This window comes from Methylophilus sp. OH31, from assembly GCF_000576615.1.
GTDB lineage: Bacteria > Pseudomonadota > Gammaproteobacteria > Burkholderiales > Methylophilaceae > Methylophilus.
Genome location: NZ_BAUS01000007.1, coordinates 159,431 through 172,583, shown reverse-complemented (window position 1 = coordinate 172,583; position 13,153 = coordinate 159,431). Strand labels below are relative to the sequence as shown.

The window sequence follows — 13,153 nt, the reverse complement described above, 5'->3', positions numbered from 1 at the left end:
AATGAAGCCGCTGCGCGACTAAAGAGAGCGATACATTTTGATACTTTTATACAAAGTAAAAACAGGCAGGATTTGGGGGGAGAATACGGAGATCATGCCAGCTGGCATCCGCATTCAGCGAGATTTGCGTTTAAGTGGCGCCGAACGCCCATGTAGCATTTGTGATAACAAATGCTGGCCAGACAGCCGTGACACCACAACCACTGCCAGCACATGTATCACAATCAGACCAAGCAAACCCAGACTAAGCACAGCATGCAGATCTACCGGCCAGTCTTCACCCCATAAAGCATCTATACGGCTGAGCCAGCCAGTCAGTGAGAGCGCGGCAATCAGTAGCCAGATCAGGTAGACTGACCATTGCCCCAAGGGATTGTGCCCTTGATGAGGACTAAGATGTCCTTGCCGCATCTCGGCGATATGCGTGCGTATAGCACGCCAGCGCGGCAGATAAAAACGCGCGCTGCTTAGCCTAGTGCAACAGCCTAGCGCGATACGCACAGCCACAATGCCCAGCACCATATAGCCGACTGAACGATGTATCCAGTCGGTTTCATACCAAGCATAGCTCATCAACCACAAAGCAATCACGCCCGCAGCCACCAGCCAGTGACTAAGCCGCAGCCACCAGGGCCACAAGATATCCGCGCGTGTTTGCATGAAAGTACTAGTCTTTGAGGCCAATCGCTTTCACAATCGCCAGGGTTTTCATATCGAAATAAATCTCGACCTTTTTACCCTCTTTGCTACGGCCATAAATTTCATAGCAGTTACCATCAATCTTGAATTTCTTGATGGTATAACCCTCGGCTTCCATCGCCTCTTTCAGCGTATCTTCAGAAGCCCACTCTTCTTTAGGGTAGGATTTACAGTCTGCAGCGGCAAACGCGCTCGTGGCTGAGATAGAGAGTGTTGCAGCCAATACTATGCGGATGAATAATGTATTCACGTTACTTCCTTTCAATCATTAAAACAGGGCTACTTTGTGTAGCGCTTTTAAATTGGCAACCCCGGTCAATGCCATGGTCATTTCCAGTTCATCACGTAGTGTGCGGATGACTTTAGCGACGCCCAACGCCCCCTCTGCTGCCAGCCCCCAGACATAAGGCCGCCCGATACAGACTGCATCCGCGCCCAATGCCAGCGCTTTAAATACATCTTGCCCACTACGTATACCGCTATCGACAATCAGTTTGCATTGTCCGCCGACAGCATCCGCAATCGCAGGCAATACGTCCACCACGGTGGGCGTCGTATCCAGTACGCGCCCACCGTGGTTGGAAATAACAAGCCCATCACAGCCAAGGCCTGCGGCTTGTATGGCGTCTTCGACATGCATCAGACCCTTAAGTAAAAACGGCACGGGGCATTGCTCGCGCAGCCAGGCGACATCCTCCCAATCAGGGGCTTGCGACATCCAGCCATCAAACACCTGGCTTTGCCCAGGCCCAATCGCATTAGGCGTCAAGGGTTGGCTCAAATTAACAGCAGCAATACCTTCGGGCAAATCCATCACCGCCTGCTTGACTGGCGCATCCACAGTAAACACCACGACGCTATATCCGGCAGCCAGGGCTTTTTGCAGCAAGGCCAATGTGCGCGGACGGTCACCCTGCCAATACAACTGAAACCATAATGGTTGCTGTGCCTGCGTAATAATCTCTTCAAGTGGCTGGCTAGCCAGGCTGCTCACCAGCATTTGCCCCTGCTGGGCATTACACGCCACCGCAGTGCCTACTTCGCCGTCGGCATGAAACAACTTTTGATAAGCCACCGGCGCCAGCATAATCGGGTGCTCCCAACGCTCACCAAACAGCTCGCAACGAGTATTAGGATGGTTTAAAGTCGCCAGCGGTCGCGGGTAAAGCTTGATCGACTGCCAGGCTTGCACATTCGCCAGGCTCTGCTGCCCGCTGCCTGCATCAGATTGTAAATAGTGCCAGATATCAGCAGTTAAACCAGATTGCGCTTGTTGCGCGTAGTGTTGCAATAAGGGAAGTACTTGCATGCGTGTTTATAAAGCCCACTGCCGTAAAAGATTGTGATAAACCCCAGTGAGCTGAACCACTTCAGCCGTTTCACCATGCTGCTGACGCAGCCTGACCAGCGCCATATCCATATCAAACAACATGCGCCGGTGTGCGGCGTCACGCACCATGCTCTGGATAAACATAAAACTGGCCAAGCGCTCACCACGCGTCACAGGCGTCACCGCGTGCACTGAGCTGGAAGGGTAAATCACAATAGACCCGGCCTTGAGCTTGATGCGCTGATCGCCAAACACATCCTGCACCACCAGTTCGCCGCCATCGTACTCATCCGGATCATTAAAAAACAAGGTGGCAGACACATCTGCCCGCACGCGCGCACTGCCATCCGGCATGCTACGCATCGCACTATCCACATGAAAGCCGTAGTGATTGTTTTGCCCCGCATAACGGTTCACAAACGGCGGCAGAATTTTGTCCGGCAAGGCCGCCGAAAAAAATAAAGGATCGCGATGCAATGCCTGCAACACGATCCCTCGAATGTTTGCCAGCAACGGATCCTGTTCGGCCAGTTGCTGGTTATTTTTGACTTGTGCTGCCTGCGCCCCGGCAGTATTGCGACCATCTATCCATTGCGCCTGTTTAAGCAGGCCTCGGATGGAAGTTAGTTCTTCTTTCAGCAATACATCCGGTAACGTCAGCAGCAAATCAACTCCTAGAATTTATACTCGGTAGTGATGATCGCCTGGCGTTTATTGCCCGGAGTCACCAAACCACCGTTGTCATACACGGCATCATAATACTCTTTATTCAGCAAGTTTTTGATGTTCAAGCGCACGGCCCATTTAGGTTGCTCGTATGCGGCCATCAAGTCAACGCGAGCGTAACCTGGTGCAGCATTCGGGTTGAAGTGACCATTCGTAAAGCTGGCATTGGCGTTCGCTGCACTCGGGTTGTAAGCATAACGCTCGCCTTTGGCTTCAACACCGCCGCCGACTTTCCACGCATCGTTCAATGCATAGGTTGTCCACAAGTTGAACGTACCAATTGGGGTGTTACGTGCACGCTGACCGGCCAGGCGCTCGTCTGCATAAGTCACCGCACCTGTCGTGGTATTCAGTATCTGCGCTACGTTGATAATACGTGCATCCAGGAAAGCAACACCTGCAAACACATCCCAACGATCGGTCAACTTACCGGTCATTTCAAACTCGACACCATTGGTACGGCGACGGTTGGTCAGGATTGCAGCCGTTGCTTCCAAGTCCTGGTTACGCTCCCAGTCTTTTGTTGTACTGAACAAAGCCGTACGGAAAGACAGGTCGCCATCCAGGAACAGCCATTTGCTACCCAACTCATAAGAACGGCTACGCTCAGGCGGTTGCGCTTTAACTGACAACTGATACAAATCAGCTGTTGGGCTGAAAGAATCACTATATGTCAGGTAATAATGACGGTCAGGGTTTGGCTGCCAGGACAAGCCTGTACGGTAGCTGTTCTCACCAAACTTCAAATGACGCATGGTGTCGTTGTTTGCCGTGTAGTTATCTGAGCTCATATAGTCACGACGTACACCGGCCAGCAATGTCCAGTTAGGCATAAACTCGATACTGTCCTGCACATAAGCAGCGTAGTTATTTGCATCAAATGTGACACGCGCGGCATAGTTCTTGATATGCCGTGAAAAACTAGCGCCTGCTGAAGGGTCTTGGTCCAGCAATGTAGAGCGGAATGAGTCCTCTTTCAAATATTCAATGCCAGTTAACACCGAGTGCTTCATGCCAGCCAGCTCAAACTTGGTACTAAAGTCAGATTGCAAGTTAATGGTCTCGTAATCCATGTAGCGAGTTACGTTACCACCTATACTGCTGTTATCTGTCGGGAAAGCAGGGTTGCCATTGTTAGGTGGCGTTTTTGCCCAATAGGCACGCTTGTAGTTTGCGTGACGCAATTGTGTGCGCAACTGTGTATCATCGCTAAACTTATGCGTAAAAATACCGGTCGTCATGCGTGTATCGCTGTCATCGAAGTTATTGTTATCACCCCAGAAAGTACGATCACTGGCACCATTTGGCGCATTATTTAATGGACGCTTATTGAAGAAACGCACACCAAAGTCCGGCACATCACGAGTTTGCGTGTAAATATGGTTCAGGTAGAACTCATTTTCTGTTCCGATACCAGCACCAAAACTCACCGCAATCCCTTGGCGGTCAAATGATGGGCGGTCACCTGTGGTTGGGTTCTTACGATAAGTTTCATCGTGCCTGTCCATCACATTGACACGAATGGCAGCTGTTTCAGTCAATTGTTTATTAAAGTCACCGGTAAACTGGTGATAGTTGTATTCACCGCCACTTGCGCTCAGAGTATTTTTATCACGCAATTCAGCCAGTTTGGAAACCTGGTTAATCACGCCGCCCGCTTGGCCGCGACCAAACAACATGGCTGCAGAACCACGTAATACATCTACCTGCTCCAGGTTAAATGTTTCGCGGTTGTACTGTGCAGTATCACGCATATTATCTAGATACAGATCGCCAAAAGTATAGAAACCACGCAGGTTAAAGTTATCACCCGCACGGCCACCCTCAGCGGCGTTAACAGACAAACCAACCACGTTACGCAAAGCTTCACGCAATGAGCCCACTTGCTGATCATGCAGCAATTCCCTGGTCAGCGTGGTCACCGCTTGTGGTACATCTTGTGGATCCTGGTAAGTTTTACCAACGCGGGTTTTGGTCGCCTGATAGCCTTTATTTGGCTTGTCTTGAATACGTTGAGTTTTAACTTCAACTTCTGGCAGTGTTTGGCTTTTTTGGTCATCGCCCTCAGCATATGCCATTTGCCCACCCAAACTAAGCAAGCTAACCATGACGGCAATCGGCCGCATGCGTAGCGTATTATTTCGTGTCATCATATCCCTTTTATGCGTAATGCTAATTATCTGTTAATGAGAATACTTCTCATAAGCAGTCATGATAAATAAAGCAGCATTAGTATTTCGTGGGTATTTTGTGATTTTTTTGTGAATAAGCTACAAATTGATCGTGAATGTAGACCCGCGTCCAGGCTCAGAAAACAAACTGAGACGCCAACCTTGATTTTCACAGATCCGCTGGACTAAAGACAGCCCCATACCCAGCCCATCCAACGGGAGTTCGTTGCCACGTATAAATGGTCTCAGGACCTGGCTTTGCTGATCAAAATCAATGCCGATGCCTGTATCTACAACTGAAATAGACGCTTGATTAATGATGATTTCCACTTTACCACTGTGGGTGTAATTCAATGCATTTTTCAACAGGTTTGATAAGGCAGTCAATAATAAATCAGCGTTCAATAGACGAGACTCCGGCGCCTGCTTCTTGATCAAACTAAAGATAATATTTTTTTCCCCAAACCCGGGTTGCCAGCGTTGAAATGCTTCCTGCGCAATTTGTTCCAGCGTTTGCGTTTTGGTGGGGTTGATGGCGGTATATTCTGCACGCGCTACGATCAGTAAGGACTCAATCAATTGCTGCATCTCCTGACTCGCACGTGCAATGCGCTCAATCCTTTCGTAATCAGAAGTGCCTTTCTCCCTGGCCTGCATTAATAACTCACAGCTAGAAGAAATAATCATCAAGCCACTACGAAACTCGTGGCTCACATCACTGGTAAATAGCCTTTCACGCCACAAGGCATCTTTGATGCTGGCATAGGCATCCTCGAATGCTTGCGCAACCCGCCCAATTTCATCCTGCGAAAACTTGCTGGCGATGGGTTCTTCACCAAGTGTGTCCAACTTGCGACGAGAAAACACTTCAGAGAGCCTAATAATTGGTGAAATAATTTGCCGAGCTAACAACCAGCCAACCAGTATCCCCAGTAACACCGTCAGCAGAAAGCCTGACTTCAAGGCAATAAACAGATTCCGCTCAAATCCATCCTCATACATACTCTGGTCCTGCACCAGAATGTAGTCTTGCCCATCAATTGTTTGTCGATAGAAATAATAGCTGTATGGGCTGGCCTCGACCTCAGTAAAGCCAGGTTTAAGGTTCACTAGATATTTAGAAATATTGGGGTCTGCTGGCGTATCAGCGCTAAACAAATGCAGACCCAGCTTCCTTAAAGTACTATCAGAGCGCACGGGGTTGACGACGATCAAGCTGAGTTTTGCATGCATCTCCTGTGAAAGAAGCTCGTCCTCCATGGCATGAACAATTTTATAAATGCCGAGGGTAAAGGCGCCTGCAACAAATAAAGTGATCAGCGTAAAAGCGATCACAATCCGCCATCTGATCGAAACTTTATTCATTTTCAAGCCCGATGCGATAACCAATGCCGTGAATGGTATGCACAAGTGGAACGTCAAAGGGCTTATCAATTTCAGTACGTAGCTGGTGTATGAGCGCACGCAGGTTGTCACCGCGGGTGACGGCATCTCCCCAGAACTGCTCTTCCAGGTCACTACGTTTTAGTGTATTAGGACTTTGCTGCATCAAAGTCTCCAAAAGCTTCAATCCCAAAGGCGGAATTTTCAGGATGACTCCTGCACGCCTGACGACCAAGCCCTTCATATCAAAGGTTAGGTCGTGCACCATGAGTATATTGTTATTAATACCTTTGCTGCGCCTGTATATCGCCAGTGCGCGGGCTTCTAATTCAGCCAGTGAAAAAGGCTTCACCAAGTAGTCATCAGAACCAGATTCAAAGCCTTTTAATCGGTCGGCCAAGGTATCACGCGCCGTCAGCATGATAATAGGGGTGAACACATTGCCATCATTTCTTAAGCGACTGGCTAACTGCAGACCATCCATTCCGGGCAACATGACATCAAGGATGATGAGGTCAAACTCTTGCGTCACCGCCAAATGCAGCCCGGACAGGCCATCCTGTGCGCAATCGACCTTATGCTCTTTTGAAAAGTAATCAAGAATATTCGCCAGAATATCCTTGTTATCTTCAATGACCAAAATACGCATGTGAGTTCTTCCTTAACTGGCCGCCCATTTGGTAAGACTGACTTTCACTTGTGAAATAAACAGTGGCGGGGATAAAGGCTAAATTATTGCATATCAGCCATAGAAAAAACTAATGCTATTGAGGCGGCCCGGCGGCCTTACCTCAATACTTGATCAATACTGGATAATGAGAGTTGACCTTGAGCGATGTCGAAGTCTTCGAAATCTCAGGTCAGCGTGTGGCAGAACGCATGCGGCCAGGTGCAGGTGCCTGTCCTTGCACAATAGTGGAAGATACTTTCCTGGCTTTACGCTTTTTCCACCAGAGATAAACACCGGTCACAGAAAGCATTGCAACCACCAGCCCCATGACTGAAATAAGGATGCGGCCTGGCAAGCCAAGAATCCGGCCAGAATGCAGCGGGAACTGTGCCTGCACGATCACATCCCCAACGCCACCTTCCCAAGGAATACGCTTGCCAACATAGTGTGCATCCAGCCCATCGTAATACAACCGCTTATGTCCAGCGCCTGCCACGCCATGATCGGCATCAGGGTGATAAAAATCCACATTAAATAATTGGTAAGCTGCGCTATATGAAATACGCCCCGCAGGCTCTTGCCAACCTTGCGCACGCGCGTCATTGATCGCTAGATCCAGCACCTTTTCATAATCCACCTTCGGCGGCAATTGTTGCGGCCCGGGTAAACGTGGACGCACATCCGAAGGCGTAGGCGTCAGCGTGAAAGCAGACTTCATGACTGGCATAAACACTTCTCGCCGCAGATTCAGCGCAAACGCCGAAAATGCCAGAATAATTAGCAGCAGCCATGTCCATAAGCCAAATGCACGATGCATATCAAAATAGCGTTTATGCGTGCTGCCATTCCAGCGCATTTTCCAGGCTGGCCACCAGCGTTGCCAGAGAGAAGCTTGGGCATGACGCTGTGCTTTGTGTAGTTTGGTTTTTGGTGTATTGGCAGACTTGGGCAAGGTGAGGTAGAAGCCCACAAAACTATCCACCAGCCAAATAATCGCCACGCCACCTAATAACCAGATGCCCCAGCGGTCTATGCCCCACATTTCGGGCAGGTGCAGGCTGTAATGCAGCTTATACAGAAACGAGACTGCATTGGTGCGATCCACAGGCCACACGGCACCCCATTCACGCTTGCCCAACTCTTCACCAGTCACAGGATCGAGAAACACCTGGTTAAAGGTGACTGGCTCAAGGCCATTGGGAGGGTTCGGTAGCGGCCGCACACCAATCGCCAGCGTATGTCCCGGCTGCACCGCCAGCGGAATGGAACTGACTTGCACTTGCGGATAGCGCTCAGAAACCTGTTTCGCAAGCGCTAGTGTCGATTGATGCAAACCTTGTGACTCACTATGCATCCATGCGGGATTCAGCAACTCGTCTAGCTCGTGATCCCAGGAAATCACTGCGCCAGTCAGGCCGGCAAGCAATAAGAATAAGGCGCTTGCCAGGCCTAGCCAGCGATGAATTAATAACAAAGACGAACGCAAATCACATCACCTCAAACTAGAAATCAAGTTGTGCACTAATCGTCACAGTGCGTGGAGCGCCTAATACCAAATACCCAGAATTAGAGGTAGTACCAGCATAACCACCTGCGGAAGCCCAGTAATCTCGGTCTGTTACGTTATCAATACGACTGCGTACAGTCAATAAATGCCCTTTAATTTCGGTTGCATATCTCGCTCCGATATCTAACCGAGTCCAGCCTGGAGCACGTTGCGTATTATCACTATCGACATATACATGACCAGTAGCAATCACGCGCGCATCAAAAGTTAAACCTGGCACCATAAATGCATCCCACTCCATCCCCAGGTTAGCTTGTCGATCCGGCACACCGATGGTTTGCTTACCTTCAGAAGCAGCATCACCAGTGTTTTTCTGCTTAGCATCCAACCAGGTAATCCCGCCTAGCACGCGCAGGCTTGGTAGAATTTGACCATAAGTCATCAGCTCAACCCCTTGATGCTCCTCTTTACCTTGTGAGGTAAATACATCCGCCGCATTGACAAATCCACGTGGTTTCTCAGTTGTAAAGTAAGCGGTAGTCACGCGAACCTTACCAAAGTCAAACTTAGCACCCACTTCTTTTTGTTTGGATACATAGGGCGCAAGCGTCTGCCCAGGGTTTGAGATTGGCTGAGACACTGTTGATGCCGGTGCAGTCGCGCCTTGCGATAAACCTTCAATATAATTGGCATACAGGGAGATACCGTCCCAAGGTTTTACCACGGCACCCAATACCGGACTTAACTTGCTCTTATCATAAGCATCATCAAACACGCCATCGTAGGTATAAGTTGTACCGACTATTTGCTGATGCCTCACCCCCAACGTCAGCAATAGCTGATTGTCCAGCATAGACACTGTGTCACCCAGTGCAACACTTCGCAATATCGTTCTGCCTGTCGTCTTTGGATTATTGAGCACACCGCCTGAACCAGCAGTTGCAGTAAAGGCCGGCAGTGAGGCGTAAACTGGCGAATACAAATTAGTACTGACTGAAGTGCCACTAAAATCAAATGTATAAGCTGCTTTTTTCTCAAAGTGATATAAGTTCGCATTCAGAACCACATCGTGCCCAATCGAACCTGTTTCAAACTTGCCCTTGACGCCTACTTCACCAGTTCTCACAGAGTCTTCTCTGGTATTGTCAAATCGATACAGGCTACCTGCGCCTGTTGCAGCATTACTAACCGTCAAGTTAGCCAGGGAGTTGGCTTCATGTGATTCACGGAATCCGCCAGCAAAATAAGCTGTCACTTTTCCGGTCAAATCATACTCACCACGCAAGCTCCCGAATGTGTCTCTCTCGTTAGAATATGACCACGGCTGTGCCCAGTTCGTATCACTTTTCGGGGCACGAGGTACATCTATACCTGACGCCAGAGAAACATTGGTGCGCGTTTGCTTCAAGTGGTTATCCTGATAACCAATATCACCAGACAAGCGTAATTTCTCACCGCGCCAATCTAACGCCAATGAAACCAGGTCCACATCAGCATGTTCTTTATTAACCGCCGTACCGCCATCGCGCTTGGAGACATTAAGTCGAATACCGGCACGATCATCTGGCCCAAAGCGTCTAGCCACATCGGCAGAAATTAATTGCTGGTTACCAGAACTCCAGCCAGCATTCACCACGCTTAGTGGCTCATTTGGCGCACGCTTTGGCAATAATGAAATAGAGCCACCGATACCATCTCCATTGGGGCTGGCGCCATTTAAGAATGCAGAAGCACCACGCAACACTTCTACACGTTCAAAAAGCTCTGCCGCAATATATTGCCTGGGTAACAGTCCATACAAGCCGTTATAAGCAACGCTATCTGAATACAATTGAAAACCACGAATAAAATACGATTCCTGGAAGTTACCAAAGCCACGCGCGACGCGCACAGAAGGGTCGTTCAATAACACGTCACCGACGCTTTTAGCTTGCTGGTTTTGAATGAGCTCATTAGTGTAAGCATTGATTGAAAAAGGCGTATCCATAGCATCCTGGTTACCCATCACGCCAACCCGGCCGCCTTTGGCCACCTGGCCGCCAGCATATGGCTTCATCAAGCCTTTAGCGTTTGCATCTGCCGATGCTTTTACCTTGACCTCTTCCAACGTGACCGTGTCATCTTTTTCAGCTGCGGCATCTTGTGCAAATACAGGGATTGCAGCAAAAGCCAACATGACAGCCACAACCGATTTCTTGGGTAGCAGCTGCATATTGGAAACGCCACTTTTATCTATAAGGATCATTAAAGCTCTCATCATTCGTTAAAAAATTGCCATCAATAAAAAAAGGCTACTGAATGTTCAGTAGCCTTTTTTAGCTTATTTGATTGCCAGCTATTTACATGAATTAATGATAATAATTCTCATTTATTAACACAAGCTATTTTACACAAAAACACCTATCTCGATAATTATTTTGCATAAAAACAACTGATGGATTAAGCGGATATCGCTCAAATACCCATATGATTTGTTTGGTTAATATTTCCAGGTAAGCGTAGCCATGGCATTCACTGGCGCTGCGTAAAAAGCTTGTCCATACGCAGAATATCTAAAGCTCGACAAATACTTTTCATCTGTCACGTTATACACATTAACGGCGGCATCCCAGTGATTGTCGATTTTATAATTAGCCATCAGATTTAAAACAGCGTAACTATCTTGCTCATAGCGCACATTGCCAATATTCACATAGATATCACTCTGCCAATTGACGCTGGCGCCGACTTTTAGGTTCTGCACAAATGGCACTTTATACACCAGGCTCAAATGCGCCATATGTTTAGGTGTATAAGTGTTTGCACTCGCCCCACCCTGCCCTTTAATACTCGTTAAGCGTGTATAGCCTGCACTCATGCTCAAATGGTCGTTCACTTCTCCGGAGACATCAAACTCATAGCCTTTGCTCATCGCCTCTATGGCTTCGTACACCGACTTATCTGGTGTCGACTGCGAACTGTATACTGGTTGATTTTCCTGTTCGGTTTTAAACAATGCAAACGAACTATTCAACGCCTTGTTAAACCACTCACTTTTAACACCCGTTTCATAGTTTCTCCCTTGCAATGGCGCAAGCACTTTGCCGTTGGTGCCCAATTCAATTTGCGGCCTGTAAATGCCCGCATAGCTGGCATATAACGAATGCGCATTGGTCAAATCGTATATAGCACCCACATAAGGAGTGAACTTATTATCTTCCTTGGCCTCCTGAGGCAAAGTATAAGCATTACCGTCCAATTTGTAGCTTAACAAATTACCGCCCACCGTCACTTTCAAACCATCTACCGGATTCAATTTGGCAGCAGTATAAATATTAGTGGTTCTAGTTGAATAATCAGAGCTTTTACTTTCAGGACCAAAAGAAGGATAAGGAACATCTCCGGCAGCATCAAAGCTGTCGAGTGGCACGCCCGCCACACTGCGAGAAAACTCCCTCATATTACTCCGGCTTAAAGTGGTACCGACGACCAACTCATGCTTGCGGCCACCCAACTCAAACGGCCCATTGGCATAAACATCCGCCACATAGTCCTGAGTCTTAAAGGTATAAAAGAAAGGATTGGTACTTAAGCCCAAGCCTGTAGTGCGGTCTTCGCTACCAGAGACATAATCATGAGGTCCGGCAGAGGTCACTGCTTTTTGTGTGAGCTGACCTTTAACCTTCCACTCATTATTGAAGTAATGCGTTAACTCGGCAAAGCTGATATTAGTATCCACATTCCTCTGACTCCAGCTCGGCGCGGTCGAATCAGACACTTTGTAAGGGCGCTTGCTGCCATCAGAATACAATAAACTCAAACCACCAAACATATTGCCGCTGGCGTCGTTTCTTTGATAGGTATGGCCAATCGAGAAACTGGTGTTCTCTGTGAGGTCTGCCTCAATAATGCCGTAGACCACATCTCGTGTACTACTGTAACGGTCAAGATAAGAGTTCTTCTCCTGATGGGCTGCGACCAGGCGTGCACGTACACTGCCATCACTATTCAAAGCGCCTGAGATATCGGCATCCAGGCGCCTGTTATCCCAAGAACCAAGGGAGGCGCTGGCTTTAGCCTGAAAATCTCTTGTCGCACGTTTACGAATAAAATTGATGGTTGCAGAAGGATTGCCAGGTCCAGTTAACAATCCATTGGCGCCACGCAGCACTTCAATACGGTCATACGTGGCAATATCCAGATCGCCATAATTTGTCCCGCTAAAACTAATCGGCGTGCTCAGGCCGTCTACCTGAAAGTTGGTGATATTAAAGCCACGCGAGGTATATTCGGTACGGTCTGTCTCAAACTGCTCAACTTTAATGCCGGTTGCGTAAGACAATGCATCATTGACGGTCAAGACACGAAAATCATCCAATTGCTCACGTGTCACGACTGAGATGGACTGCGGGGTCTCACGGATGCTGGTATTTAAACGCGTGGCGGTTGAAGTAGACTTCACCGTATAAGACTTTGTTTTTTCTGAGGGTCGGTCTTTTTCTACCTGAGAGGTGACCTTCACCTCTGGCAGAGACTCTATCTCTTCCTTATGTCCCGACTCTTCAGCATATCCTAAATAAGGGATAGCCAGCATTAGCGCGGCTACCAGGCTACGACGACGGAATGAATATTGTAATTTTGAATTGTGCACGAGGCTCCCCTGTCAATAAATTGCTGGCTACAGGAGT

At 48.4% G+C, this 13,153-nt stretch carries 10 protein-coding genes; all 10 read right to left on the bottom strand.

Annotation, left to right across the window (positions count from 1 at the left end):
- Nucleotides 1-114 precede the first annotated feature (114 nt).
- Nucleotides 115-660 (bottom strand): cytochrome b/b6 domain-containing protein, encoded by a 546-nt coding sequence (locus OH31_RS10070; RefSeq protein WP_024930620.1) that lies wholly within the window; start codon nt 658-660, stop codon nt 115-117.
- 7 nt (nt 661-667) lie between these two features.
- A complete protein-coding gene (locus tag OH31_RS10065; protein ID WP_019883411.1) occupies nt 668-949 on the bottom strand; it encodes a PepSY domain-containing protein in 282 nt (93 codons plus the stop codon).
- Between the two features lie 18 nt (nt 950-967).
- The gene (locus OH31_RS10060; protein ID WP_024930619.1) at nt 968-2,008 is read right to left on the bottom strand and encodes an alpha-hydroxy acid oxidase; all 1,041 of its coding nucleotides are present in this window, start codon (nt 2,006-2,008) and stop codon (nt 968-970) included.
- Between the two features lie 6 nt (nt 2,009-2,014).
- Complete coding sequence (locus OH31_RS10055; protein WP_024930618.1) at nt 2,015-2,695, bottom strand: Fe2+-dependent dioxygenase; 681 nt, start codon at nt 2,693-2,695, stop codon at nt 2,015-2,017.
- Between the two features lie 8 nt (nt 2,696-2,703).
- The gene (locus tag OH31_RS10050; RefSeq protein WP_024930617.1) at nt 2,704-4,881 is read right to left on the bottom strand and encodes a TonB-dependent siderophore receptor; all 2,178 of its coding nucleotides are present in this window, start codon (nt 4,879-4,881) and stop codon (nt 2,704-2,706) included.
- Nucleotides 4,882-5,025: 144 nt separating this feature from the next.
- Nucleotides 5,026-6,291: a sensor histidine kinase KdpD gene (locus OH31_RS10045; RefSeq protein WP_024930616.1), complete on the bottom strand. Its 1,266-nt coding sequence runs from the start codon at nt 6,289-6,291 to the stop codon at nt 5,026-5,028.
- Complete coding sequence (locus OH31_RS10040; RefSeq protein ID WP_024930615.1) at nt 6,284-6,958, bottom strand: response regulator transcription factor; 675 nt, start codon at nt 6,956-6,958, stop codon at nt 6,284-6,286. Before OH31_RS10040 ends, OH31_RS10045 begins: the two co-directional genes overlap by 8 nt.
- A gap of 211 nt (nt 6,959-7,169) precedes the next feature.
- Nucleotides 7,170-8,465, bottom strand: a complete 1,296-nt coding sequence (locus tag OH31_RS10035; RefSeq protein ID WP_024930614.1) for a PepSY domain-containing protein — start codon at nt 8,463-8,465, stop codon at nt 7,170-7,172.
- 16 nt (nt 8,466-8,481) lie between these two features.
- Complete coding sequence (locus tag OH31_RS10030; protein ID WP_024930613.1) at nt 8,482-10,731, bottom strand: TonB-dependent siderophore receptor; 2,250 nt, start codon at nt 10,729-10,731, stop codon at nt 8,482-8,484.
- A gap of 234 nt (nt 10,732-10,965) precedes the next feature.
- The gene (locus tag OH31_RS10025; protein WP_024930612.1) at nt 10,966-13,059 is read right to left on the bottom strand and encodes a TonB-dependent siderophore receptor; all 2,094 of its coding nucleotides are present in this window, start codon (nt 13,057-13,059) and stop codon (nt 10,966-10,968) included.
- Nucleotides 13,060-13,153 lie beyond the last annotated feature (94 nt).